This is a genomic window from Streptomyces scabiei 87.22 (assembly GCF_000091305.1).
Lineage (GTDB): Bacteria > Actinomycetota > Actinomycetes > Streptomycetales > Streptomycetaceae > Streptomyces > Streptomyces scabiei.
This window is the reverse complement of sequence record NC_013929.1, coordinates 7,465,515-7,489,770: the sequence shown is the minus strand read 5'-3', so window position 1 is coordinate 7,489,770 and position 24,256 is coordinate 7,465,515. Positions and strand designations below refer to the sequence as shown.

Here is a 24,256-nt window from a genome sequence, read left to right as displayed (position 1 = left end):
GGTCAGTGCAGGTTCATGACCGCGCTGTCGTCGAAACCGACGGCGAAGACCGTGCGCAGCGAGAGGTTCGCGGCGGCGTCGTAGCCGTCACAGGCGTTCTTCTTCTCGTCCGGCTCCTGCACGGCCTGGAACTCGTGGGGGAAGCTGCCGCGCAGTGTCGTACCGGCGCAGATGTGCTCGGTGAGCCCCCACAGCTCCTCCACCTGGTCCGCGCCGAGCCTCGGCCAGTAGCTCAGGGCCTGGGGTGTGCCGACCGCCCAGTTCCCGTTCGCGTACACCGTCGTCCCGACCGTGCGGTTGCAGGCGGTGGTGGCCCGGGTGTCGCCCACCCAGGTGTGCGAGAAGACGGCGGGCTGCAGGGCGCAGCCCTTGTGGAAGGCGAAGTTCAGCAGTCCGGTGCTGTCGGTCCAGGTCATGCCGCCCTGCAGGCCGACGTAGCGGGACGCGGCGTAGGCGTCCTGGATCACGGTCTTGCCGCCGGACATGTTGAGCAGCCCCGGGTAGGTCGAGGCGCTCGTCGGGTTGAGCTGGTAGCGGACCACCCGGCCGCCCGCGGCGGTGCCGAACCACTCACCGGTGACCAGCTTGTACGGGCTGCCGCCGGACTTGTCGAGGGAGAGCCAGGAGTAGCACAGGGAGTCGGCGTCGGGCGTGCCGTTGACGGCGTCCGCGTCGCACGCGCCGGAGGGCGGCGGGGAGGTCTGCTTGTAGTAGTGGACCTGCGGCAGCACGTACGGGTAGCCGCAGGCGCTGGACTTTCCGGAGCCGTCGATGCCGTAGGAGTTGATGCCGGAGCCGTAGGTGTCGACCTTGCCGAGCTTGTCGATGTCGAAGACGCGGATGCCGCCCGAGGTGTCCGTGACGTAGAGGTAGTTGCCGTACCAGACGATGCCGCCGCCGTGGCCGGTGACGAACTTGAAGTCCGCGCCGCCCTCCGTGGGCTCCGCGAGGAGGATGTGGCGGTACTTCTTGGTGTCACGGTCGATGAGGGTGAGCTTGAGCAGGTTGTTCGTCCTGCACTTGTCGTTGGCCTCGTAGTCGCCGGCCGCGTTCGTCCTGAACGTCTCGTAGTGCCAGGCGACCGCGGTGACGCGCTTGCCCTGGATGGCGCCGTCGGCCCCGTCGGCGGCGCCGGTGCTGCTCATGCCCTGCGGCCACCAGCGCGGGGTGGTGTCGTCGCCGTGCGCGGAGGACCAGCACCAGGAGACCTTCCGGCTCACCGGCGGCAGTGCCTTCGTCTCGTCGCCGGCGCACGCGCGCATGGTGCGCAGGTTCATCCAGGGGTCGCTCGCCCCGGCGGAGTTCTTGGTGTACTCGGTGGTGACGACGTCGGCGAGGTCGGCGTCCGCCAGCTTGCCGTCGAGGGTGGTGGCCGCCGACACGGTGCTGGTGTCGGTCATCTTGAACCGGTCGCCGCTCAGCGTCAGCTTCGTCATCACCGGCTCGTCCACGGCCGCCGCAGGCTGCCCCGTGAGCCCGGTGAACAGGACGGCCGCCGCCGCGACGAAGGCCAGGGGCCTCATTCTCCCTATCGGTGACACACTCGCCCTTCCGTATCCACAAATCGACTCGAACATGTCAAGACTGAATCCGTAGAGGATCTTAGGACGAACACCCGCGCGGATCACATGAGTTCTCGCGGGATGTCCGGTAGGGTGCGGCGCATGTTCGCGCACTCGATCCAGAACTGGTGGTGGACCGCTCATCCGGCGGCCCACTGACTGCGCGTACGCAAGACTTCGCGAAGGCCGCCCGAGGGGCGGCCTTCGGCGTTTCCAGGGCCCGGCCGCTCCTCCCCGATCACCGCGACGACCGTGATCCGCAAGGGAAGAGGAACCCATGGACCTGACCCGGCTGCTGTCCGACGACCGCCCGTTCGCCCTGCTGCGCCGCCGCACACCCGGCCTCGACGACCACGACAGGGTGGAGTTGCTGATCGGCCCGGTGACCACCTGTGAGCGGCTCGCCGACCTGCCCGACGAGGGGCTGGCGCTCGTGCCCTTCCGGCAGATCCGCGAACGCGGCTTCGACGTCCGCGACGACGGGACGCCCCTGTCGGTGCTGGTGCCGGAGGAGACCTGGGAGCTGCCCCTGGACCGGGTGCTCGCGGAGCTGCCCGCCCATGACGTCCGGGTCGAGGACGGGGGCTTCGACGTGGACGACGAGGAGTACGCGCGGATCGTGGACCGGGTGCTGCGCGAGGAGATCGGGCGCGGTGAGGGCGCCAACTTCGTGATCCGGCGGACGTACGAGGGCGAGGTCCGCGGTTTCGGCCGCGCCGACGCGCTGGCGCTGTTCCGGCGCCTGCTGGAGGGCGAGCGGGGCGCGTACTGGACGTTCGTGGTGCACACCGGTGAGCGCACGCTGGTCGGCGCCAGCCCGGAGGTGCACGTCCGGATGTCCGGCGGCACGGTCGTGATGAACCCGATCAGCGGGACCTACCGCTACCCGGCCGAGGGGCCGACACCGGAGGACCTGCTGGCCTTCCTCGCCGACGGCAAGGAGATCGAGGAGCTGTCGATGGTCGTCGACGAGGAGCTCAAGATGATGTGCACGGTCGGCGACATGGGCGGGGTCGTGATCGGGCCCCGGCTGAAGGAGATGGCCCACCTCGCGCACACCGAGTACGAGCTGCGGGGGCGGTCCTCGCTGGACGTGCGGGAGGTGCTGCGGGAGACGATGTTCGCCGCCACGGTCACCGGATCGCCGGTGCAGAACGCCTGCCGGGTGATCGAGCGGCACGAGGTCGGCGGGCGCGGGTACTACGCGGGGGCGCTGGCGCTCCTGGGACGGGACGCGGGAGGGGCGCAGACCCTGGACTCGCCGATCCTGATCCGTACGGCCGACATCGCCGCGGACGGGCGGCTGAAGGTGCCGGTGGGGGCCACCCTGGTACGGGGGTCCGACCCGGCGGGCGAGGTCGCCGAGACGCACGCGAAGGCGGCGGGGGTACTGGCCGCGCTGGGGGTGCGGCCGGGGCGTCCCGGCCCCGGCCGGGTGGGGCCGGCACTGGCGGACGACCCCCGGGTGCGGGCCGCGCTGGACGGGCGGCGGGAGGCGCTGGCGCCGTTCTGGCTGCGGATGCGGGAGCGGACGGCCGAGCTGACCGGGCACGCGCTGGTGGTGGACGCGGAGGACACCTTCACCGCGATGCTCGCGCATCTGCTCAGGTCCTCGGGGCTGGAGGTCACGGTACGGCGGTACGACGAGCCGGGGCTGCGGGCCGAGGTGCTCGCGCACGAGGGGGTGGTGGTGCTGGGGCCCGGCCCCGGGGACCCGGAGGACGTGCGCGACCCCAAGATGCGGTTCCTGCGGTCGCTGACCGCCGCGGTGCTGCGGGGGCACCGGTACGGGGTGCTCGGGGTGTGTCTCGGGCACGAACTCATCGCGCTGGAGCTGGGGTTGGAGATCGTGCGCAAGGAGGTGCCCTACCAGGGCGCGCAGACCGGGATCGATCTGTTCGGGCGCTGCGAGACCGTCGGGTTCTACAACAGCTTCGTGGCCCGCTGCGACGACGGGGCGGCCGGGGAGCTGGCGGCCCACGGGGTGGAGGTCAGCCGGAGCGGGAACGGTGAGGTGCACGCGCTGCGTGGGCCCGGGTTCGCGGGGGTGCAGTTCCATCCGGAGTCGGTGCTGACGCTGGACGGGGTGAGTGTGGTGCGTCGGCTGGTGGCGGGGGTCGGGTCGCTGAGCGCGCGTTAGGGGGCGCCCAGTAGCTCGGGGGTGCGGGTCGCCTGGCGGGTGCGGGTCCGGTGGGGCTTCTCGCGCAGTTCCCCGCGCCCCTGAGAAGCAGGGGCTGCGCCCACTGCTTCTCAGGCCCCGCGCCGATCGCCTGTCAGGCCGCGTAGAGCTGGTCTCCAGGCCCGCAGGGCCTGGGCTTTCAGGGGCGCGGGGAACTGCGCGACCAGCCCCCACCGGGCCCGCGGTCGCAGACGAACCCGCACCCCCGAGCCGTGACGCGCCCGCCTCAGCCGAAGAAGACCCCGACCTCCTCGTACAGCTTCGGGTCGACCGTCTTCAGCTTCGCCGTCGCGTCGGCGATCGGGACGCGGACGATGTCCGTGCCCCGGAGGGCGACCATCTTGCCGAAGTCCCGGTCGCGCACCGCGTCGATCGCGTGCAGCCCGAAGCGCGTGGCGAGCCAGCGGTCGAACGCGGACGGGGTGCCGCCGCGCTGGACGTGGCCGAGGACGGTCGTCCGGGCCTCCTTGCCCGTCCGCCGCTCGATCTCCTTGGCCAGCCATTCGCCGACCCCGGAGAGCCGGACATGGCCGAAGGAGTCGAGCGAGCCGTCCTTGAGGACCATCTCCCCGTCCTTCGGCATGGCCCCCTCCGCGACGACCACGATCGGCGCGTAGGAGGCCTTGAAACGCGACGTCACCCAGGCGCACACCTTGTCGACGTCGAAGCGCTGTTCGGGGATGAGGATGGCGTTGGCGCCGCCGGCCAGGCCGGAGTGGATGGCGATCCAGCCGGCGTGCCGGCCCATCACCTCGACCACCAGCACACGCATGTGCGACTCGGCGGTGGTGTGGAGGCGGTCGATGGCCTCCGTGGCGATGCCGACGGCCGTGTCGAAGCCGAAGGTGTAGTCCGTGGCGGAGAGGTCGTTGTCGATCGTCTTCGGAACGCCCACGCACGGCACCCCGTACTCGTCGGACAGCCGCGCGGCGACCCCGAGCGTGTCCTCGCCGCCGATGGCGATGAGCGCCTCGACCTCCTGCTTGGCGAGGTTGTCCTTGATGCGGCGGATGCCGTTCTCCTCGTTGAGCGGGTTGGTGCGCGAGGAGCCGAGGATGGTGCCGCCGCGGGGCAGGATGCCGCGGACGGCGGGGATGTCGAGGCGGACGGTGTCGTTCTCCAGCGGACCCCGCCAGCCGTCCCGGAAGCCCACGAAGTCGTAGCCGTACTCCTGCACGCCCTTGCGGACGGCGCCCCGGATGACGGCGTTGAGCCCGGGGCAGTCGCCGCCTCCGGTGAGTACTCCGACGCGCATGGAAAAGTCCCTTCGCCGCGGTTGCCTGGTGAGGGTCACGCTAATAGTGATCCAGGTCACTCCGACATGTACGGGAAGGTCAATTCCGGCGAATTACCGTTGATAGAGGGTGAGTTGATCGTAGTTGATCAAATCGCCTTCACTCTATGGGGTGATTCGCGGCGTTTACTCGTCGTCGAGGCCGCGCTCTATGGCATAGCGGACCAGTTCCACCCGGTTGTGGAGCTGGAGCTTGCCGAGGGTGTTCTGCACATGGTTCTGGACCGTGCGGTGCGAGATGACGAGGCGTTCGGCGATCTGCTTGTAGCTCAGCCCCTTGGCGACGAGCCGGAGCACCTCGGTCTCCCGGTCGGTGAGCTGCGGGGCCTTGGGCTCGTCGGCACCCGGCGCCGGGGCGGGCTCGGAGGCGAGGCGGCGGTACTCGCCGAGGACCAGGCCCGCGAGACCGGGGGTGAAGACGGGGTCGCCGACCGCGGTGCGGCGTACGGCGTCGATCAGCTCCTCCGTCGAGGCCGACTTCAACAGGTAGCCCGTCGCACCGGACTTCACCGCCTCCAGGACGTCCGCGTGCTCCCCGCTCGCCGACAGGACCAGCACCCGCAGCGCCGGGTTCGCGCCGACCAGTTCCTTGCAGACCTGGACCCCGGGCTTCGCGGGCAGGTTCAGGTCCAGGACGAGGACGTCCGGTGCGGCGGCGCGGGCGCGCCGCACCGCCTGCTCGCCGTCGCCCGCCGTGGCGACCACGTCGAAGCCCGACTCGGCCAGGTCGCGGGCGACGGCGTCACGCCACATGGGGTGGTCGTCGACCACCATGACCCGGAGCGGACCGTTCCCCCCGGGCCGCGCGCCCGCGTCCGCCGGCCCGCCGCTCTCCCCGACCCTCTCGCTCATGACGTTCTCTTCGCTCCGCACGTGCTCCGTCACCGCTTCTCCGCCTTCCCCCGTACGCCCTTGGGCCGTTCCTCGGCCCTGGGCACCTTCAGTTCGACTTCGGTGCCCTGGCCGGGCACCGAGATCAGTTCGGCCGTGCCGCCGATGTCACGCAGCCGGCCCCGGATGGACAGCGCCACACCGAGCCGCCCCTCGCCCTCGGCCTGGACGAGCCGGCCCTCGGGGATGCCGGGGCCGTCGTCCCGTACGGTCACGACGATCTCCTCCGGCCAGTCCTCGACCAGGATCCAGGCCCGCGCCCCGTCGCCCGCGTGCTCGCGCACATTGTCCAGGGCCGCGCCGACCGCCGACGCCAGCTCCCGCGCGGCCCCCGGGGCGAGCGGCACCGGGCCACCGGGCTCCGAGAAGGTGACGCTCGCGCTCGCGTAGGGCGCCAGGAGGGCCCGCAGGTCCACGGGGGCCTTGCTGTCGCCGGCCTCGTCCGGTTCGTCCACGGCCCGCACGAGCGCCCCCTCGGCCGCGTCCTGCGAGACGCGCGAGACGGGGACCAGGCCGCCGGAGACCAGGGTGCGCAGCGCCACCTCCTGCTCGCCCGCCATCCGGCCCAGCTCGGCCGCCTCGCCGCCGAGGGCACTGCCGCGCCGCTGGACCATGGCGAGGACCTGGAGCACACCGTCGTGGATGTCCCGGGCGAGCCGCTCGCGTTCACGGGTGGCGGCCTCGATCTCCAGGGCGCGGGCGAGGGTGCGCTCGGAGGCACGGGCGACCTCGACCACGTACCCGATGGCGATGGAGGCGACCCAGACCAGGAGCACGTTGTGGACGGTGTCGCGGGTGGGGGCGCCGCGGTGGATCAGGTTGGCGACGGCGACGAGGGTGGAGGCGAAGGCGGCCCAGCGCCAGCCGCCCTTGATGGCGAAGGCCAGCACGGCGCCGGCCGTCCATATCGACGGCAGGGTGGGGCCACCGGCCTCGACCCGGGCGGCGGAGTCGGCGAACCGGGTGAGCAGGATGCCGACGATCGCGACGGTGAGGTCCGCCGCGAGGAACCGCTTGGTGCAGCCGGCCGCGCTCGCCACCCTCGGCAGGGTCAGCAGCGTCCAGGCGGCCAGCACCGCCAGGTAGGCGATGGCCAGCCAGGGGCGCTGGAACTTGCCGTACGCGCTGGCGAAGAGGCCGACGGCGTAGATCACCGTCAGGATTCGGTAGCCGGTGAGGGCACGCCACAGCGGCTGCTCGACCGACATGCGCATGACTCGTTCACGCTCAGGCATATCCCCCACCCCACCCCGCGACGATCGCGTCCGGGAACGCGACCGTACCCGGGAAAGCGGCCGTTACGAAGCCGGCCGGTCCCGGTCCGCCCGGGTGTCCTCCGCCTGTTCCCGCTGCTCCCCGGCCGGCCGGCCCCGGCCCGGCTGGTCCTTGCCGGCCTTGGCGAGGGCGGCCCTGGCGGCCTTGTCGGCCTCCTTGCCGGCCTTCGCCGCCTCCGCGATCTGCCGCTTGGCGGCGGTCGCGTAGATGTCGACGTACTCCTGGCCCGAGAGCTTCATGATCTCGTACATGACCTCGTCGGTCAGCGCCCGCAGGACGAAGCGGTCGTGCTCCATGCCCTGGTAACGGCTGAAGTCGAGGGGCCTGCCGATCCGGATCCCGGGGCGCATCACCTTCGGCAGGACCTTGCCGGGGGGCTGGATCTTCTCCGTGTCGATCATGGCGACGGGGATGACGGGCGCGCCGGTGGCGAGGGCCACGCGGGCCAGACCGCCGGGCTTGCCCCGGTAGAGGCGGCCGTCGGGCGAGCGGGTGCCCTCGGGGTAGATGCCGAACAGCTCGCCGCTCTCGATGACCTGTATGCCGCTGTTGATGGCGGCCTCTCCCGCGCCCCGGGCCCCGGAGCGGTCCACCGGGAGCTGGCCGACGCCCTTGAAGAAGGCCGCCGTGAGCTTGCCCTTGATCCCGGGGGTCGTGAAGTACTCCGCCTTCGCGATGAACGTGACCTTGCGGTCGAGGACCGCCGGGAGGAAGAACGAGTCCGAGAAGGACAGGTGGTTGCTGGCGAGGATCGCCGCGCCCTCGGGCGGAATGTTCTCCAGGCCCTCCACCCAGGGCCGGAAAGTGACCTTGAGCGGTCCCCCGATAGCGACCTTCATCGCGCCGTACAACACCCGAGTGCCTCTCTTCGTTCCGTGGATCAGACCTTAACCCGGACGCCCGCCGGAAGAGTCCCGCACCCCTGGCCGGTGTCGGCCCCCGCCGCGCGAAGCCCCTGGTCGGTGTCGGAGCGGTCGCGTACGGTGAACCACATCCGGACTGTCTTCACACCCTTCTCACGAACAGGAGACCGAACCGTGCCGGTCCTTCCTGGAGCCGAGCCGTACCACCACGAGGGCGGGGAGGTCGGTGTCCTCCTCTGTCACGGGTTCACCGGGTCCCCGCAGTCGATGCGCCCCTGGGCCGAGTATCTCGCCGCGCGGGGGCTGACCGTCGCGCTGCCCCTGCTGCCGGGGCACGGCACCCGCTGGGAGGACCTGCGGCCGACCGGCTGGCAGGACTGGTACGCGGAGGTGGACCGCGAGCTGCGGGCCCTGCGCGAGCGCTGTGCGCACGTCTTCGTCGCGGGGCTGTCCATGGGCGGCGCGCTGGCGCTGCGCCTGGCCGCCAGGCACGGGGACGCGGTCGACGGCGTGGTGGTCGTCAACCCGGCGAACAAGGTGCACGGCCCGGCCGCGCACGCCCTCCCGCTGCTCCGGCACTTCGTCCCCACCACCAAGGGGATCACCAGCGACATCGCAAAGGAGGGCGTCGAGGAGGTGGGGTACAGCCATGTGCCGCTGCACGCGGCGCACTCGCTGCGCAACTTCCTCCGTATCGTCGACGGCGAACTGCCCCAGGTGACTCAGCCGTTGCTGCTGTTGCACAGCCCGCGGGACCATGTGGTGCCGCCCGTCGACTCCGAGCGCGTCCTCGGCCGGGTGTCGTCCACGGACGTCACGGAGATCCTGCTGGAACAGAGCCACCACGTCGCGACGTTGGACCACGACGCGGGCCGGATCTTCGAGGAGAGCCTCGCGTTCGTCACGCGGCTCGTCCCGGAGTCCGGGGCGGCGCGGGTGAAGGAGTCCGACGCGGAATCCGTACAGCAGTCCGACCCGGGTTCCGCGGAGCGGACCGGCCCGGGGACCTGGGAGCAGAGGGAAGGGACGGCCACTGGTGGCTGAGCACGACTCCGAGCGTGAGCCGGAGGAGAAGGGAGCGCCGCTCGGCGCCACGCCCGGTGACACCCCGGGCGGCTCCTCGGGCGGCTCCGCGGGCGCCTCGTCCGGCGAGTCGCCGGGCGGGTCCGCCGGTGAGGAGCGGCACGCGGGTGAGGAGCAGCACGTGCCGTTCGACGAGGACGCCGCGTGGCGGGCCATCGTGGCCGGGTTCGGCACCGAGCCGCCGGACCCGCCGGGCGCCAAGCCGTTCCGGTCGGTGGAGGATCTCGCGCTGCTGGAGGCCGAGCCGGAGGACGCCGAGGACACGTCCCCGGGCACCGGCGGGCCCGCGGCGCCCCGGCCGCTGGGCAGCTCGGTCGCGTTCGCACCCGGCGTCGGCGCGGGTCCGCGTGACTACAGCGTGCCCGACCCGGTCGGCGAGGACCCGGACCAGGACGACCCGGACGCCGACGACGAGGACGGGGAGGGCCACTTCGTGCCGCCCGAGCCGCCCCCGCTGCCGGAGGCCGACACCACCGCCAAGTTCGCCTGGCTGGGGGTGATCGGCGGCCCGGTCCTGCTGCTGCTCGCCGTCCTGCTCGGCTGGGACATGACCTGGTGGCTCACCACCCTGGGCATCGGCGGTTTCCTCGGCGGTTTCGCCACCTTGGTCATGCGGATGAACGGGGGCGACGAGGACGAGGACGACCCGGGCCGGGGAGCGGTCGTCTGACCCCACGGCCACCGTCCTGCGAGGGCCCGTCCGGGAGTGTTCCGGGCGGGCCCTCGCCCGTGCCGCGGACAGGTCCGGGGCACGGGCCGCCGTGGCGGTGCCCGCCCGCCGTGTGTCAGGACCCGGCGGGGACCCTGAGGGCGGCCAGGACCGGCAGGTGGTCCGTGGCCGTCCTCAGGTCGTCCTCGCTGACGCCGGGGTGGTCCAGGGGGACGCCGCAGCCGAGGACCTCGATGCCGGAGGTGGCCAGGATCGCGTCGATGCGCTGGTGGGGGTCGGTGGGCGTGGAGCTGTGCTCGCCGCCCCAGGGCGCGGTGGTCCAGCAGTCCTGGAGTTCACCGGCGAGGCGGCGGAAGGTGCGGCCGTCCGGCCGCTCGTTGAGGTCGCCGCCCGCGACCGCGTGGGTCACGCCCAGACCGGCCAACCGGTCCAGGAGGAGGCCGCCCTGCTCGTACCGCTCGTCCTTCTGCAGGGAGAGGTGGCAGGACAGGACGCCGAGGCGGGCGCGGCCGAAGCGGACCACCGCCGTGGCGAAGCCGCGCCGGTGCAGCCCGGGGGTGAGGGGCAGCAGCACGTCCTCGGTGCGTTCGACCGTGGCGCGCAGGCCGCACAGCAGCGCGGGGCCGGACGCGGTGGCGCCGCCGGAGAGGGTGACCAGGCCGGACGCGGCGGCGAGCCGTGCGAGCTTCTTGCGCCAGCGGAAGAACCGGGGGGCTTCCTGGATCAGGACCAGGTCGGGGGCGCAGGCGGTGATCACTCGGGCGAGGGCGTCCGTGTCGTCGCGCATCGAACGGATGTTGTAGCTGAGGACGCGGATGATCGCCGAACCGTCGGGTTCGGTGCGGGAGTTGGGCAGCGGGGTGGTCGCCATATGGATCAAGATACGCCCAGGAGCGCGGGGTATTTGTCCGTTTGTGGCTACAGGTGCGACAGGTGCGTCGTGCTTTCCCGCGCCCACGCGGCGGAGCCGCACATCGACACAGCCCCGCGCCCCTGAAGGGCGCGGGGCCACCGCTGCCGGTGTCTACATGATCGGGTCGGGTTCTCTCGCCAGGTCCGCCGCGCCCACCAGGCCCGCGTCGTTGCCGAGCCGGGCGGCGACGACCTCGGCCACCGGACGCCAGTTGCCGCCCACGAGCCAGCGCTTGTAGGACTTGCGGATCGGGTCCAGGACCAGTTCGCCCTCGTCCGAGAGACCGCCGCCCACGATGAACGCCGACGGGTCGAAGAGGGAGGCGAGGTCGGCGAGACCGGCGCCGGCCCAGCGCGCGAGTTCGCGGTAGGAGTCGACGGCCACGGGGTCGCCCTGGCGGGCGGCCATGGAGATGTGCTTGCCCTCGATGCCGTCGGGGGTGCCGTCACCGAGGCCGAGGAGGAGCTCCGCGTTCTCGGGGGTGGCGTTGGCGCGCTGCTGGGCGTACCTGACCAGGGCCCGCCCGGACGCGTACTGCTCCCAGCAGCCCTGGGAGCCGCAGCCGCACATCAGCCCGTCGGGGACCATCCGGATGTGGCCGAACTCGGCGGCGACGCCGTAGTGACCGCGCCGCAGCTTGTTGCCGATGATGATGCCGCCGCCGAGGCCGGTGCCGAGGGTGATGCAGATGACGTTGCGGTGGCCCTTGCCGCCGCCGAACTTGTACTCGCCCCACGCGGCGGCGTTGGCGTCGTTCTCCACGACGACCGGCAGGCCCACCCGGGCCTCGACCTTCTCCTTGAGCGGCTCGTTGCGCCAGTCGATGTTGGGGGCGAAGTAGACCATCGACCGCTGCCGGTTGACGTAACCGGCAGCGCCGATGCCGACACCGACGATCTCGTGTCCGGCTCGCGCGCCCTCGACGGCGGCGGCGATGGCGTCCACGATCGCCTCGGGCGTGCCCGGGGTCGGCACCTTGTGGGTCGAGAGGATGTTGCCTTCCTCGTCGACCACACCAGCCGCGATCTTGGTACCGCCGATGTCGACGCCGATGGTGAGTCCCATGAATCCCTCAGTTTCGGTCGAGCCCCGCTACGGCCAACCGTACCCGAGGCCCTGCCCCCGCAGTCCCGGCGTCCGCCGGGCGGACGGCCCGGCGTCAGTCCAGGTCGATGCGCTCGCCGGGGCCCGGATCGTCGCCCTGGCCGCGGTCCTCCCGGTGGGAGGCGTCCCGGCTCGTCCAGCGGTGCTCCTGGGCCTCGACGGCCGAGCGGTACGCGGCGAGCAGTTCGCTGCCCGCGGAGGCGAGGTGGTCGAAGACGTCGGGGTTGCGTTCGATGACCGGTTCGACGGCGGCCTTGGCCTGCCGGACGACCTGGCTGACCATCTGCTGGGCCGCTCCCCCGGCGACCGCGCCGAGCAACGGCGACTGCAGCCCGGACAGCTTGTCCGCGACGGTGTCGACCAGCCTGCGCAGTTCCTCGGCGGCCGAGCCCGGCTGCGGACCGTACCTCGCCCGGCGGCGGGCCTTCTCCGCGGCGAGGTCCTCCTCGCAGGCGGTGGCCCAGGCGTCGGAGTCGGTCGCGCGCACCCGGTCGGTCATGCGGTCCTGCTCGGCCGACCGCGCCTCCTCGGCCGCATCCTGACGACCGGCGTCGGACGTGGGGCGCTCTTCGCTCATGGCGGGCTCCTGCCTACGGTTCGTACTGTCGACGTTACCCGAACGGGCGTATGCGGTTCACCGTGTCCGGGGCCACAACTGCGGGTCCGGCGCGAACCGGATCCTCAGTTCGCCCTCGCGCAGGGCCGCGCCGTCGACCGTGCAGCGGCGCAGTGCCGACGGGAGCGGAACGATACGGCGGAACGGTCCCGCGGTGAGGACCAACTCGTCGCCGCGCCGGACGAGATCCAGCTCGTCCCGTATCGCCCCGGGCAGCGGGATGTGCCACACCAGCACGCCCTCGTCCCCGAGGTTGTCGGTGACCGCCCACGCGACCCGGGCCGGCACGTCACCCGCGCCGGGGACACCGAGGGCGGCGAGATCGTCGGCGCCGCGGGGGTCGTGGCCGAGGTGGGCGACGCGCCGTACGGAACGGGGGCCGCCCGCCGCGGGCCGCTCCTCCCATTCCTCCAGCGCCTTGCGCTGCTGGGCGACGAGACCGGCGAGCCAGGTCTCGTGCGCGCCCTCGGGCAGGACGCGGTTGGCGATCAGCACGTCCACGGGCAGGGCCCGCAGGGCGAGTCCGACACCCGCGAGGCGGACGTGGTCGGCGCCGGCCGGGCCGGGCTCGGCGACCAGCCGTACGGTCGTCGACGGGTCCTCGACGACCGCCGCGACGGCGGCCAGCTCGACGTCCCAGCGGGCGGCCGTCTCGTACAGCCACTCGGAGGGCATCGGCACTCCGGCGAGGCGCCCGAGGACGGGCCGCAGCGCGCGGGCCGCCTGCCGCTCGGGCGGGAGCAGCCGCCGCAGGTACCGCCGCAGCTCCTCCGGGAGGGCCAGCAGCGCGAGGGCCTGCGGGGCGGGCGGCAGGTCGACGACGAGCAGGTCGTACGCCTCCGACAGCGCGGCGTCGCGCAGTGCGCGCAGCAGGGCCAGTTCCTCGGCGCCGGGAAGGGGGGTGAGTTCCTCGGCGTCCAGCCGGGCGGCGCCGAGCATGCCCAGGACGGACGCGGCCCGTTCCTGGAAGGCGACGAGGTCCTCGCGGAACCCGGCCGCGGCGTCGGGCCGCCAGGCGGTGAGGTTCGGCGCCGCGCGTACGGGCTCGGGTCCGGTCGCCACTCCGAGCACCGCCCCGAGGCCGTCGGCCCGGTCCGCGCTCAGCACGAGTGTCCGCGCGCCCTCGCGGGCCGCCTCGGCGGCCGTGGCCGCCGCGACCGTCGTACGGCCGCTGCCGCCTGGCCCGGTGATCAGGATGGTGCGCATGAGGGTGAACGGTAACCCAGCGGAAGGGGGGTCACCGACCCGTCGGCGCGGCGGGAGGGCCGGGCCCGGCCGCCCCGGCCGGACGTGTGTCCGTGACCGGGGCGGCGGCCGGGCGGTCTACTTCCCGGACTCGACGCGCTTCTTCAGGCCCGCCAGGGCCCGGTCGATGATGACCTTCTCGGCCTTGCGCTTGATCATGCCGAGCATCGGGATCTTGACGTCGACGGTGAGCTGGTACGTCACCTCGGTCACCGAGTCGCCGACCGGCTTCAGGATGTAGGAGCCGTCGAGCGACCGCAGCATCTGGGACTTGACCAGCGTCCAGGAGACCTCGTTCGCCCCGGTCCAGGTGTAGGCCAGCGTCTGGTCGTCCTTGATGGCGCCCGCGTCCATGACGAGGCGGACCTGCTCGGCGCGGCCCTGGCCGTCGGCCTGCAGCACCTCCGCCTCCTTCACCTCGCCCGTCCAGTCGGGGTAGCGGGCGAAGTCGGCGATCACTCCCATGACGTCGGCCGCCGCCGCCTCGATCGTGATGCTCGAACTGGTGAATTCCGCCATCGCCGTGGCTCCTCCAGAGACTGTCCGGTGAGGGAGGTGGGTGCGCACGTATGTGCAGCGTGAAGGCTACCGCCTGTCAGGGCTCACCATTCCAGCGCCCACGGCTTCCCGGTCCCCGCGAAGTGCCCCACGTTCACACACTCGGTCGCGCCGATCCGCATCCGCCGTGCCAGGGGTTGGTGGACGTGCCCGAACAGGGCGTACCGGGGCCGGGTCCTGCGGATGGCGTCCAGCAGCGCCCGGCTCCCCCGCTCGAAACGGCGCGCGACCGTGTCGTAGACCAGTTCGGGGACCTCCGGCGGGATGTGCGTGCACAGCACGTCCACCTCGCCCACCGCCTCGATCTTGGCTGCGTACTCCTCGTCGCCGATCTCGTACGGCGTCCGCATGGGGGTGCGCAGGCCGCCGCCGACGAAGCCGAAGACCCGTCCGCCGATCTCCACGCGTTCGCCGTCCAGCACGGTCGTCCCCGGGCCGGCGTAATCGGGCCAGAGCGTGGGCATGTCGACATTGCCGTAGGTGGCGTACGTCGGCGTGGGGAAGGCCGCGAACATCTCGGCGTACTGCTTGCGGACGGCCTTCTCGATCACGGCGGAGCGCTCCTCCTCGAAGCCCGCCCACAGCCGGGCCCCGAGTGCGCGCGCCTCCTCGAAGCGGCGGGCGGTGCGCAGTTCGACGAGCCGGGTGGCGTTCTCGGCGCCGAAGAGGTCGGGGAAGATGCCCCGGGAGTGGTCGGCGTAGTCGAGGAAGAGGACGAGGTCGCCCAGGCACACCAGGGCGTCGGCGCCCTCACCCGCCCTGGCCAGATCGCGTGCGTTGCCGTGCACGTCGCTGACCACGTGGATGCGTGTCCTGCCGTTACCGCCCGGTGTGCGTGCCATGACGATCAAGCGTAGGCGTGTGCGGCATACGTGAACAGAGCCGGTCGGACGTGCGGTTACTGGCCAGTCAGTAAGTTGGGGGATTATTCTGCTCGGGAACCCCCCGTGTGTGACGCGACGAACATCTCGCCCGGCCCCCCTCGCGGAGAGGCCATACCGACGGGTAACGTCCGGGCAGTCCAGTTGTGCTCAGGTTTTCAACCAGTAGGAACAAGACAAGGCGGACCTGAGCGCTCTCCCGTCCTTGGACCGCACCGTCGCAGCACACAGAGTCGTGGCGCCGGCGCCCTATGAGGAGCAGCAGTCTTGCGCGAGTTCAGCCTTCCGGCTTTGTACGAGGTCCCGACGGACGGCAATCTGACGGACATCGTCCGTAGAAACGCCGCGCAGCACCCCGATGTCGCCGTCATCGCCCGCAAGGTGGACGGCGTCTGGCAGGACGTCGACGCCGTCCGGTTCCTGGCCGAGGTGCGGGCGGCCGCCAAGGGGCTCATCGCCTCCGGGGTGCAGCCGGGCGACCGGGTCGCTCTGATGTCCCGCACCCGGTACGAGTGGACCCTGCTGGACTTCGCGATCTGGACGGCCGGCGCGGTGACCGTGCCGGTGTACGAGACCAGCTCGGCGGAGCAGGTGCAGTGGATCCTCTCCGACTCGGGCGCCACCGCCATGATCGTGGAGCTGGACGGGCACTCGGCCGCCGTCGAGTCGGTGCGGGACCGGCTGCCCGCGCTGAAGCACGTGTGGCAGATCGAGGACGGCGGGGTGGAGGAGCTGGGCCGCCTCGGCCAGGACGTCACCGACGCGGCCGTCGACGAGCGCAGCTCGCTGGCCAAGGCCGACGACCCGGCGACCATCGTCTACACCTCCGGCACCACGGGCCGCCCGAAGGGCTGTGTGCTCACCCACCGCAGCTTCTTCGCCGAGTGCGGGAACGTGGTGGAGCGGCTGCGGCCCCTGTTCCGCACGGGCGAGTGCTCGGTGCTGCTCTTCCTCCCGCTGGCCCACGTCTTCGGACGGCTCGTGCAGGTCGCGCCGATGATGGCGCCGATCAAGCTGGGCACCGTGCCCGACATCAAGAACCTCACCGACGAGCTGGCCTCCTTCCGGCCGACGCTGATCCTCGGCGTGCCGCGGGTCTTCGAGAAGGTCTACAACTCGGCGCGGGCCAAGGCGCAGGCCGACGGCAAGGGCAAGATCTTCGACAAGGCCGCGGACACGGCGATCGCGTACAGCAGGGCGCTGGACACCCCTTCGGGCCCGGCCCTCGGCCTGAAGATCAAGCACAAGGTGTTCGACCGGCTCGTCTACAGCAAGCTGCGCGCGGTGCTGGGCGGCAAGGGCGAGTTCGCGATCTCGGGCGGCGCCCCGCTGGGCGAGCGCCTCGGCCACTTCTTCCGGGGCATCGGGTTCACGGTCCTGGAGGGCTACGGCCTCACCGAGTCCTGCGCGGCGACCGCGTTCAACCCCTGGGACCGGCAGAAGATCGGTACGGTCGGGCAGCCGCTGCCGGGTTCCGTCATCCGGATCGCGGACGACGGGGAGGTGCTGCTGCACGGCGAGCACCTGTTCAAGGAGTACTGGAACAACCCGGGCGCGACCGAGGAGGCGCTGGCCGACGGCTGGTTCCACACCGGTGACATCGGCACCCTCGACGAGGACGGCTATCTCAGCATCACCGGCCGCAAGAAGGAGATCATCGTCACCGCGGGCGGCAAGAACGTCGCCCCGGCCGTGATCGAGGACCGGATCCGGGCGCACGCCCTGGTCGCGGAGTGCATGGTGGTGGGCGACGGGCGGCCGTTCGTCGGCGCGCTGGTCACCATCGACGAGGAGTTCCTGGGCCGCTGGGCCGCCGAGCACGGCAAGCCCGCGGGCTCCACCGCGGCGTCGCTGAGCGCGGACGCCGATCTGAACGCGGCCGTGCAGGCCGCGATCGACGACGGCAACGCCGCGGTGTCGAAGGCGGAATCGGTGCGGAAGTTCCGCATCCTGCCCTCCCAGTTCACGGAGGAGACAGGTCATCTGACGCCGTCCCTGAAGCTCAAGCGCAACGTGGTGGCGAAGGACTACGCGGACGAGATCGAGGCGATCTACCAGAAGTAGCAACCCATACCGGCCGTACGGGCCGGTCGGCTCATGGCGCGGTGTCCTCCACGAGGACCCGCGCCACATTGCGTTCCGCGAGCGCGGTGATCGTGACGAACGGGTTCACCCCGATCGAACCGGGCACCAGCGAGCCGTCGGTGACGTACAGGTTCTCGTACCCCTTCACCCTCCCGTAGTCGTCGGTCGCCCTGCCCAGCACGCAGCCGCCCAGCGGGTGGTAGGTGAAGTCGTCGGCGAACACCTTGTTGGACGAGCCGAACAGGTCGTACCGGTACATCGTGGAGTTGGCGGAGTTGATCCGGTCGAAGAGCTTCTTGGCCATGGACGAGGAGACCGCGCTCTGGGCGGCGCTCCAGCCGAGCTTCGCCGAGTCGGTCGCGGCGTCGTAGGTGAAGGAGGCGCGCTCGGTGTTCTTGGTGATCGCCAGATAGAGGCTCACCCAGTGTTCGAGGCCGGTGGGCAGCGGGGCGATCTCTGCGAAGACGGGGTTGGCGGTGTTGGCCCAGTCGTCGATGCCCATGACCGGCATGGTCGACTGGTTCGCCCCGACCGTGTCCCACAGGTGGTTGGCCCGGCCGAGCATGACGTTGCCGTTGGGCCCCCAGCCGGCGCCGACACTGGCGTTCAGCGCGGGCAGGGTGCCCTTCGCCCGGGCGCGGACGAGGAGTTCGGTGGTGCCGACGCTGCCGGCGCCGAGGAACAGGTAGGTGCAGCCGTACTCCTTGGTCTCGACGACCGCGCCGGTGCCGTCGATCCGGTCGGCGGTGACGACGTACGTCCCGTCGCCGAGGCGGCGGATGCCCCGGGCCCGTTCCATGGTGTGGATGGTGACGTTGCCGGTGCCGAGGGCGGCGGCGAGGTACGTCTTGTCGAGGCTCTTCTTGCCGTGGTTGTTGCCGTAGATGACCTCTCCCGCGAGGGCCGACTTCGTCGCGGTGCCGGCGGCCTCGCGCTGCATGTGGTCGAAGTCGTAGACGCTCGGCACGAAGGTGGTCCTGAGCCCCGCCTTCGCGGCGTGGGCGCGGGAGACCCGGCTGAAGCGGTACCACTCCGTGGACTCGAACCACGCGGGGTCGACGGTGTTGACGCCGAGCATGGAGCGGGCGCGCGGGAAGTAGGTGGAGTACATCTCGGCGGTGTCGACGGTCGGGAACTGCTCGGCGAAGTACGACCGGAGCGGGGTGACGGCCATGCTGCCGTTGACCAGGGAGCCGCCGCCGACACCGCGGCCCAGGAAGACCGACATGTTGGCGTGGCGCACACGGTCCAGGACGCCGGGGTAGCGGCTGATGTCCTGGTTGACGACGTCCAGCCAGAGGAAGGTGGCGAGCGGGGCCTCGGTCCGGGTCTTGAACCACATGGACCGCTCGTCGGGTTCCTTCGTCGAGCAGAAGATCTTGCCGTCGGCGCCGGGGGTGGTCCAGGCGCGGCCCATCTCCAGGACGAGGGTGCGGATGCCGGCCTGGCCGAGGCGGAGGGCGGCCACGGCGGCACCGTAGCCGGAGCCGATGACGAGGGCGGGGGCGTTGTCGACCGCGTCGGGCTCGGCCGCCCGGGCGGACTGGAGGCCGATGCGGGTGAGACCGAGGCCGGCCGCGGTCTGGAGAGCGGCCATACCGAGGATGTGACGTCTCGTCAGCTGACGCTGCATCAGTTTTGCTGTCATGTGCGCAGCATGTGCGGATTATCGGGCTCCGGCTAGGGGCTGGTCCGGAGCAGGAGCCCACTATCGGGGCGCGGGGTGATCCCGGAAGACGACTTCCGGTCGTCCTGTGGCTGGTCGCACGCCTTCCCGCGCCCCGCGCGGGGCTACAGCAACGATTTCAAAGTTTCCGCCAACAGGTCCCAGCGCCATTTCTCCTCGACCCACTCCCGCCCCCGCTGCCCCATGCGTTCCCGCAGCTCCCCGTCGCCGAGGAGGGTGGTGATGCGGTCGGCGGCCTCCTCCGGGGAGCCGCCGCGCACGACCCAGCCGGTCTCGCCGTCCAGGACGGCGTCGGGGGCGCCGCCGGAGTCGCCCGCGACGACGGGCAGTCCGGTCGCGGACGCCTCCAGGTAGACGATCCCCAGCCCCTCCACGTCCAGCCCGCCCCGGCGGGTGCGGCACGGCATGGCGAAGACGTCACCGGCGCCGTAGTGGGCGGGCAGCTCGGCCCAGGGGACGGCACCGGTGAAGCGGACGGAACCGCCGACCCCCGTCTCGTCGGCGAGCCGGCGCAGCTCCTTCTCGTACGGTCCGCCACCGACGACCAGCAGGACCGTCTCCGGCTCCTTCGCCAGGATGCCGGGCATCGCCCGGATCAGCGTGTCCTGCCCCTTGCGCGGCACCAGCCGGGAGACACAGACGACCACCGGGCGGTCGGTGAGCCCGAGCCGGGCCCGGACCTCCGCGCCGCCGGAACCGGGATGGAAGGTCTTCTCGTCGACCCCGGGCGGCAGCTGGACCATGCGCCCGGCCGCGTCCGGCGTGAGCGCCGCGGCGATCCGGGAGCGGGTGTACTCGCCCAGGTAGGTGATCGTGTCCGTGCCCTCGCCGATCCGCCGCAGCAGCTGCCGGGCGGCGGGCAGCTGGGCCCAGCCCGCCTCGTGACCGTGCGTGGTGGCCACCAGCCGCCTGGCGCCCGCCCGGCGCAGCGCGGGGGCCATCAGACCGAGCGGGGCCGCGGCACCGAACCACACCGACGTGCAGTCGTGTTCCCGCAGCAGCGAGACCGCGCGGCGGGTGACGGCGGGCGTCGGCAGCAGCATGGTCGTCCGGTCGCGTACGACGGTGAAGGGCTGCTCGGCGTCGAAGTCGGCCGTCGCCCGGACGCCTTCGCGGCTCCGCTTCCACGTCGAGGCGTAGACGACGACCTGCTCGGGGTCCAGCCGGAGCGCCATGTTGTGCAGGAACGCCTGGATACCGCCGGGCCGGGGCGGGAAGTCGTTGGTGACGATCAGGGTCTTGTGCATCGCCGCCGACCCTACCCAAACCGCCGCCGGAGCCCGCCCCCGGGCACCTCGCACCGGCCCGGCCACGCCGCACGGCCGCTTCACAGGCAGGCGGGGGATCATGTCCCCCACAGACGCGGAACGCGGCGCGGACGGACAGGGACTCACGTGGCTCACAGGGACATGACGGGCGCGCTACGGCTCCCGTCGGGACTGCTCACGCTCTGGGCCGCGACCCGGCTGCTCCTGCTGCTGTTCGTCTTCAAGGTGTACGTCTTCCCGGGCCCGGACGTCACCGGCGACGTCTCGGTGATCTACCGCGGCTGGTACGAGACCCTGCGCACGGGAACGTACCCCCAGGGCGACGTCACCTGGCAGTACCCGCCCGCCGCCGCCCTCGCGATCCTCTCCCCCGCACTGCTGCCGTTCCTGGACTACGCGGCGGCGTTCTTCGTCCTCGCCCTCCTCGCCGACCTGACGGTGTTCGCGCTGCTCCTGTACGCGGGCACCCGCCCGGGGAGGACCCTGCGCGGCGCCTGGGTGTGGACGGCGGGCCTGCCCCTGCTCGGTCCGACCGCGTACGCCCGCTACGACGTGATGGTGACGGCGGTGGCGGTCGCGGCCCTCCTCGCCGGGAGCCGCCATCCGCGCGCGATGGGGGCGCTGACGGCCTTCGCGGCCCTGCTGAAGGTCTGGCCGGCGCTGCTGCTCCTGGGCGCGCGCGGGCGTACGGCCTGGGCATGGGCGGTGGGCACCGGTGTCCTGCTGGCCGGCCTGTTCGCCGTCTCCATGCCCGGCGCCTTCGCCTTCCTGACGTTCCAGCGGGACCGGGGCACCGAGGTGGAGTCCCTGGGCGCCCTCGTGTTCCACGTGGCCCGGCAGTTCGGCTGGGACGGCGAGGTGCTGCTCAACTACGGGTCGGTGGAATTCCTCGGCGCGCAGGTGGACACCGTGAGCGACGCGGCCCTGCTGCTCAGCGGGGTGGCGTTCGCCTGGCTGCTGCTGTGGCGGGTGCGGGCCCGGCGGTTCGCGCCGCACACGCTCGCGGACGCGGCGTTCGTGGCGGTGCTGATGTTCACGGCCACGAGCCGGGTGATCAGCCCGCAGTACATGGTGTGGCTGGTGGGCCTCGCCGCGGTGTGCCTCTGCTTCCGGGCGAGCCGTATGGGTGTGCCCGCAGCCCTGGTCCTGGTGGCGTCCTTCGTGACCGTCCTGGAGTTCCCGATCTGGTTCGACCGTGTCGTCGCGAGTGACTGGCTCGGGGTCACGCTCCTGTTCGTCCGCAACGGTCTGCTGGTGCTCGCGGCGGTTCTCGGTGCGGTGGGGTTGTGGCGGGAGGCGGTGCGGGGGGCTGTGCCGGGGGCCGGGTCGGGGCGCGGGGTCGGGTGCGGGCCCGGTGGGAGCTTGTCGCGCAGTTCCCCGCGCCCCTGAAAAACCGGGGCTGGTGGTGTCAGGGGCGCGGGGAACTGAGCGAGAAGCCCCACCGGGCCGCACCCGGCCACGCACCCCGAGGCACCCCGACGCACCCCACCCTCACCCCAGTTGGTCCCGCACATATTCCCGCCACCACCCCGTGAAGTCCCCGGCCGTCGTCCCCAGCTCCTCCCGCAGCGCCCCCTCCACCGCCCCCTCCCGGGACGGGTGCGCACCGACCGCCCGGTAGAACGCGTCGAGGCGGGCCTCGCCCCAGCGGTCGGCGATCATGCGGCAGGCCAGCCAACCCCCCTCGTACGCCTCGGCGAGCCGCCCGGAGTCGTCGGAGAAGCCGAAGTCGGCATCGGCGGGCAGGTCGGCCGGGGCGTCGCCCTCCGCGACGGCGCGCCGCAGTTCGGGGGCCACGTCGGCGGCCGTGCGGCCGGTACCGCGGTAGCCGACCCAGTCCGCGTAGCCCTCGGAGAGCCAGAGCGGGGTGGAGTCGTCGGTATGGGCGCGGGTGGCGACGTGGGTCGTCTCGTGGGTGAGGACGACCTGCTTGCCGAGGTCGCCGAGCAGGGCGTACGCGTCGGGGTTGACGACGATCCGGTCCGCCGGGGCCCTGGCCGCGCCTCCCGCCTCCCCGGTGGTGACCGCCGCGATCCCCCGGTACCCGGACGCGGGCGCCCCGAGCAGCCCCGCCATCTCCCGCAGCGACCCGGGCACGACGACCACGACCCGCCGCGCCCAGTCCCGGCCCCACGCCTTCGTGACGGCGGGGACGGCCCGGTCCGCCAGCGCCGCGTACGGCCGCAGCTCCGCCGCCGGCCGCCCGACGCCCAGCACGAGGCTGTGGGCCCCGCGTACGGCCCGTATCCGCCCCTGCTCCCACAGCTGTTCGGTGCCCTCCCGCGAGGGCTCGTCGGCGGCGACCCGCCACCTGCCGTCCTCGTCCCGGACGAGGCTCAGCGTCCGGGCGGCGGTGACGGGGGCCCGGTCGTAGCCGCGTATCCGGTAGCGGAGGGCGGCCTCGGCCGTGGCCCGGTCGCCGGTGCGGTGGAAGGCGGTGAGGTCGTAGGACCAGGAGGCCAGCGGCAGGCTGCGGAGGTTGGTGAACTCGGCCTCTCCGGTGGCCGGTTCGCCCGGTGCGGGGGTGGCCGCCCCGGTGGCGCGGTAGGCCGCCGCGTCACGTTCCAGCACCGCCGTGGCCCGGCGGTCGAGCATCCGCCCTACATCGGCGCGGGAGGTGTCGGGCGTCGCGGTCCCTCCGCAGCCGGCCAGGAGGGCGAGGGCGAGTGCGACCGCCGGAAGGGCGCGTCCGGGGCCCGGGAGCACCCCGGCCCCGCCCCGTGTCGCGCGCCTTCGACCAGCCACGTTCCGATCGTACGGGGCCCCGGTCGTCGGCCGGCGGGACGGCCGGCGACCGGGTCGCGGTCAGGGGCGGGTGACCGAGGCGATCGGCATCATGCCGACGGGGTCGTAGCGGACCGGGGCGCCCGGGTAGGGGGCGTGGATGACCTGGCCGTTGCCGACGTACATGCCGACATGGCTGGCGTCGGGCCGGTAGGTGACGATGTCACCGGGCTGGGCCTGGGAGAGCGGGACCTGCGTGCCCGCGTACCGCTGGGCCTGCGAGGTCCGCGGCAGGCCGACGCCCGCCTGTCCGTACGACCAGACCATGAGGCCGGAGCAGTCGAAGCCGTGGGGGCCGGTCGAGCCCCAGATGTACGGCCTGCCGAGCGCGGAGCGGGCGGCGGCGACGGCGGCGGCCGCGCGGCCGTTCGGTGCCACGGCACCGGAGGGGTCGGACATGCCGGCCCGGCCCGCGGTGGTGGAGCGGGAGGCTCGGTCGTACGCGGCGCGCTCGTCGTCCGGGAGGGAGTCGAGCAGCCGGCGGGCCGCCGCGAGCTTCCCCTCGACGGCCCGCTTGTGCGCGGCGACGGCCTTGCGGCTCTTCTCCAGCTCGGTGAGCTTGCCGCCGGCCTCGGCACGGTCCTGGGAGAGTTCGCGCATGGCCTGCCGGAGGTCGTGGAGTTGGCCCGCCTGGTGGACGCTGATGCGGTCCAGGGCGGCTGCCGTGTCGAGGTAGTCGTCCGGGTCGTCGGAGAACAGCAGCGCGATCGAGGGGTCCATGGCGCCGGAGCGGTACTGGGCGCCGGCGAGTGAACCCAGCGACTCCCGCATGGTGTTGACGCGGTCCTGCTGGCGGGCGATCGAGTCCTGTGCGGTGCCGACCTGCTCGCGCAGCTCGTCGGCGCGCTCGTCGGCCTTGTTGAACGCCTCGGTGGCCCGTTCGGCCTCCTCGTACAGCCGGTCCACCTCGGCCCGGGTGGTGTCGTGCGGCGCGGCGGCGGCCTGCTGGACGGGGATGGCGCCGAGGGCGGCGGCAGCGGCGGACAGCACACCGAGGGCGGCGGCCGCGCCCCGGTCGAACCCGGACGGTACAAGGCGACTGTGGGACACCACGGGAAGCCGCACTCCCTTCGACGACGGACAGGGCCCTCCCGGGGCCGGGCACGGCCCTTCGAGGGGGCGTGCTCACGGCGGGTGAGGGAGGCGCGGCCGACAGTAGCCGCGCCACCGTGTCACAGCCAAAGACCTCCGCGACCACACAGCGTGACGTCCGGGCTGGAACCCAGGTCACCGGTGGGGGAAGGGGTCAGCACGTGGTGCGGGAATTCGCCCGTTCGGGCGGCACTGTGTCCTGATCT

General features: G+C 72.5%; 21 protein-coding genes. 6 read left to right on the top strand and 15 right to left on the bottom strand.

Features of this window, described 5'->3' with window-relative positions:
• Positions 1-2: 2 nt before the first annotated feature.
• Positions 3-1,523, bottom strand: a complete 1,521-nt coding sequence (locus SCAB_RS48720; protein WP_231885157.1) for a hypothetical protein — start codon at positions 1,521-1,523, stop codon at positions 3-5.
• A gap of 105 nt (positions 1,524-1,628) precedes the next feature.
• Here SCAB_RS48720 and SCAB_RS49445 point away from each other — a divergent pair, with 105 nt between their 5' ends.
• The gene (locus SCAB_RS49445; protein ID WP_078580222.1) at positions 1,629-1,721 is read left to right on the top strand and encodes a trp operon leader peptide; all 93 of its coding nucleotides are present in this window, start codon (positions 1,629-1,631) and stop codon (positions 1,719-1,721) included.
• Positions 1,722-1,839: 118 nt separating this feature from the next.
• Positions 1,840-3,702, top strand: a complete 1,863-nt coding sequence (locus tag SCAB_RS32310) for a phenazine-specific anthranilate synthase component I (RefSeq protein WP_013004316.1) — start codon at positions 1,840-1,842, stop codon at positions 3,700-3,702.
• A 265-nt stretch (positions 3,703-3,967) separates the two neighbouring features.
• On the opposite strand, the gene SCAB_RS32305 is transcribed toward SCAB_RS32310, so the two are convergent.
• The 4 genes from SCAB_RS32305 to SCAB_RS32290 all read right to left on the bottom strand — a co-directional run bounded on the left by SCAB_RS32305 (position 3,968) and on the right by SCAB_RS32290 (position 8,040).
• The gene (locus SCAB_RS32305) at positions 3,968-4,996 is read right to left on the bottom strand and encodes a 6-phosphofructokinase (protein WP_013004315.1); all 1,029 of its coding nucleotides are present in this window, start codon (positions 4,994-4,996) and stop codon (positions 3,968-3,970) included.
• Positions 4,997-5,161: 165 nt separating this feature from the next.
• Positions 5,162-5,809 carry a response regulator gene (locus SCAB_RS32300; protein WP_013004314.1) on the bottom strand — a complete coding sequence of 216 codons (648 nt, stop codon included), beginning with the start codon at positions 5,807-5,809 and terminating at the stop codon, positions 5,162-5,164.
• A 107-nt stretch (positions 5,810-5,916) separates the two neighbouring features.
• Positions 5,917-7,161 carry a MacS family sensor histidine kinase gene (gene macS / locus SCAB_RS32295; protein WP_086022898.1) on the bottom strand — a complete coding sequence of 415 codons (1,245 nt, stop codon included), beginning with the start codon at positions 7,159-7,161 and terminating at the stop codon, positions 5,917-5,919.
• A 63-nt stretch (positions 7,162-7,224) separates the two neighbouring features.
• Complete coding sequence (locus SCAB_RS32290; protein ID WP_041669916.1) at positions 7,225-8,040, bottom strand: lysophospholipid acyltransferase family protein; 816 nt, start codon at positions 8,038-8,040, stop codon at positions 7,225-7,227.
• 198 nt (positions 8,041-8,238) lie between these two features.
• Here SCAB_RS32290 and SCAB_RS32285 point away from each other — a divergent pair, with 198 nt between their 5' ends.
• Positions 8,239-9,108 carry an alpha/beta hydrolase gene (locus tag SCAB_RS32285; RefSeq protein ID WP_013004311.1) on the top strand — a complete coding sequence of 290 codons (870 nt, stop codon included), beginning with the start codon at positions 8,239-8,241 and terminating at the stop codon, positions 9,106-9,108.
• Positions 9,101-9,817, top strand: coding sequence for a hypothetical protein (locus SCAB_RS32280; RefSeq protein WP_013004310.1), 717 nt, complete (start codon positions 9,101-9,103; stop codon positions 9,815-9,817). Before SCAB_RS32285 ends, SCAB_RS32280 begins: the two co-directional genes overlap by 8 nt.
• 115 nt (positions 9,818-9,932) lie before the next feature.
• Here the strand turns inward: SCAB_RS32280 and SCAB_RS32275 are convergent, their stop codons facing one another.
• From SCAB_RS32275 to SCAB_RS32250, 6 genes are all read right to left on the bottom strand, one after another.
• Positions 9,933-10,688, bottom strand: coding sequence for an endonuclease/exonuclease/phosphatase family protein (locus tag SCAB_RS32275; RefSeq protein ID WP_013004309.1), 756 nt, complete (start codon positions 10,686-10,688; stop codon positions 9,933-9,935).
• A 153-nt stretch (positions 10,689-10,841) separates the two neighbouring features.
• The gene (locus SCAB_RS32270) at positions 10,842-11,795 is read right to left on the bottom strand and encodes an ROK family glucokinase (RefSeq protein ID WP_013004308.1); all 954 of its coding nucleotides are present in this window, start codon (positions 11,793-11,795) and stop codon (positions 10,842-10,844) included.
• Positions 11,796-11,889: 94 nt separating this feature from the next.
• Positions 11,890-12,411, bottom strand: a complete 522-nt coding sequence (locus tag SCAB_RS32265; protein WP_013004307.1) for a DUF5304 domain-containing protein — start codon at positions 12,409-12,411, stop codon at positions 11,890-11,892.
• Between the two features lie 57 nt (positions 12,412-12,468).
• Positions 12,469-13,656, bottom strand: a complete 1,188-nt coding sequence (locus SCAB_RS32260; protein ID WP_013004306.1) for an ArsA family ATPase — start codon at positions 13,654-13,656, stop codon at positions 12,469-12,471.
• A 117-nt stretch (positions 13,657-13,773) separates the two neighbouring features.
• Positions 13,774-14,214: an SRPBCC family protein gene (locus SCAB_RS32255; RefSeq protein ID WP_013004305.1), complete on the bottom strand. Its 441-nt coding sequence runs from the start codon at positions 14,212-14,214 to the stop codon at positions 13,774-13,776.
• Between the two features lie 83 nt (positions 14,215-14,297).
• Positions 14,298-15,095: a metallophosphoesterase family protein gene (locus SCAB_RS32250; RefSeq protein WP_013004304.1), complete on the bottom strand. Its 798-nt coding sequence runs from the start codon at positions 15,093-15,095 to the stop codon at positions 14,298-14,300.
• Between the two features lie 306 nt (positions 15,096-15,401).
• Between SCAB_RS32250 and SCAB_RS32245 the strand changes: the two genes are divergently transcribed.
• Positions 15,402-17,198 carry an AMP-dependent synthetase/ligase gene (locus SCAB_RS32245; protein WP_013004303.1) on the top strand — a complete coding sequence of 599 codons (1,797 nt, stop codon included), beginning with the start codon at positions 15,402-15,404 and terminating at the stop codon, positions 17,196-17,198.
• A 31-nt stretch (positions 17,199-17,229) separates the two neighbouring features.
• Here the strand turns inward: SCAB_RS32245 and SCAB_RS32240 are convergent, their stop codons facing one another.
• Positions 17,230-18,867, bottom strand: coding sequence for a GMC oxidoreductase (locus tag SCAB_RS32240; protein WP_455679968.1), 1,638 nt, complete (start codon positions 18,865-18,867; stop codon positions 17,230-17,232).
• Positions 18,868-19,010: 143 nt separating this feature from the next.
• Positions 19,011-20,153 carry a glycosyltransferase family 4 protein gene (locus SCAB_RS32235; protein ID WP_041669912.1) on the bottom strand — a complete coding sequence of 381 codons (1,143 nt, stop codon included), beginning with the start codon at positions 20,151-20,153 and terminating at the stop codon, positions 19,011-19,013.
• 162 nt (positions 20,154-20,315) lie between these two features.
• On the opposite strand from SCAB_RS32235, the gene SCAB_RS32230 reads away from it, so the two are divergent.
• Positions 20,316-21,563, top strand: a complete 1,248-nt coding sequence (locus SCAB_RS32230; protein ID WP_013004300.1) for a glycosyltransferase family 87 protein — start codon at positions 20,316-20,318, stop codon at positions 21,561-21,563.
• A 102-nt stretch (positions 21,564-21,665) separates the two neighbouring features.
• Here SCAB_RS32230 and SCAB_RS32225 read toward each other — a convergent pair whose 3' ends face one another.
• The gene (locus SCAB_RS32225) at positions 21,666-22,880 is read right to left on the bottom strand and encodes a hypothetical protein (protein ID WP_013004299.1); all 1,215 of its coding nucleotides are present in this window, start codon (positions 22,878-22,880) and stop codon (positions 21,666-21,668) included.
• A gap of 99 nt (positions 22,881-22,979) precedes the next feature.
• Complete coding sequence (locus SCAB_RS32220) at positions 22,980-24,011, bottom strand: C40 family peptidase (RefSeq protein ID WP_013004298.1); 1,032 nt, start codon at positions 24,009-24,011, stop codon at positions 22,980-22,982.
• Positions 24,012-24,256 lie beyond the last annotated feature (245 nt).

Bases quoted from the DNA above. Each gene is read 5' to 3' on its own strand.
- SCAB_RS48720 (WP_231885157.1), bottom strand. From the start codon at position 1,523: ATGAGGCCCCTGGCCTTCGTCGCGGCGGCGGCCGTCCTGTTCACCGGG.
- SCAB_RS49445 (WP_078580222.1), top strand. From the start codon at position 1,629: ATGAGTTCTCGCGGGATGTCCGGTAGGGTGCGGCGCATGTTCGCGCAC.
- SCAB_RS32310 (WP_013004316.1), top strand. From the start codon at position 1,840: ATGGACCTGACCCGGCTGCTGTCCGACGACCGCCCGTTCGCCCTGCTG.
- SCAB_RS32305 (WP_013004315.1), bottom strand. From the start codon at position 4,996: ATGCGCGTCGGAGTACTCACCGGAGGCGGCGACTGCCCCGGGCTCAAC.
- SCAB_RS32300 (WP_013004314.1), bottom strand. From the start codon at position 5,809: ATGGTGGTCGACGACCACCCCATGTGGCGTGACGCCGTCGCCCGCGAC.
- macS (WP_086022898.1), bottom strand. From the start codon at position 7,161: ATGCCTGAGCGTGAACGAGTCATGCGCATGTCGGTCGAGCAGCCGCTG.
- SCAB_RS32290 (WP_041669916.1), bottom strand. From the start codon at position 8,040: ATGAAGGTCGCTATCGGGGGACCGCTCAAGGTCACTTTCCGGCCCTGG.
- SCAB_RS32275 (WP_013004309.1), bottom strand. From the start codon at position 10,688: ATGGCGACCACCCCGCTGCCCAACTCCCGCACCGAACCCGACGGTTCG.
- SCAB_RS32270 (WP_013004308.1), bottom strand. From the start codon at position 11,795: ATGGGACTCACCATCGGCGTCGACATCGGCGGTACCAAGATCGCGGCT.
- SCAB_RS32265 (WP_013004307.1), bottom strand. From the start codon at position 12,411: ATGAGCGAAGAGCGCCCCACGTCCGACGCCGGTCGTCAGGATGCGGCC.
- SCAB_RS32260 (WP_013004306.1), bottom strand. From the start codon at position 13,656: ATGCGCACCATCCTGATCACCGGGCCAGGCGGCAGCGGCCGTACGACG.
- SCAB_RS32255 (WP_013004305.1), bottom strand. From the start codon at position 14,214: ATGGCGGAATTCACCAGTTCGAGCATCACGATCGAGGCGGCGGCGGCC.
- SCAB_RS32250 (WP_013004304.1), bottom strand. From the start codon at position 15,095: ATGGCACGCACACCGGGCGGTAACGGCAGGACACGCATCCACGTGGTC.
- SCAB_RS32240 (WP_455679968.1), bottom strand. From the start codon at position 18,867: ATGACAGCAAAACTGATGCAGCGTCAGCTGACGAGACGTCACATCCTC.
- SCAB_RS32235 (WP_041669912.1), bottom strand. From the start codon at position 20,153: ATGCACAAGACCCTGATCGTCACCAACGACTTCCCGCCCCGGCCCGGC.
- SCAB_RS32230 (WP_013004300.1), top strand. From the start codon at position 20,316: ATGACGGGCGCGCTACGGCTCCCGTCGGGACTGCTCACGCTCTGGGCC.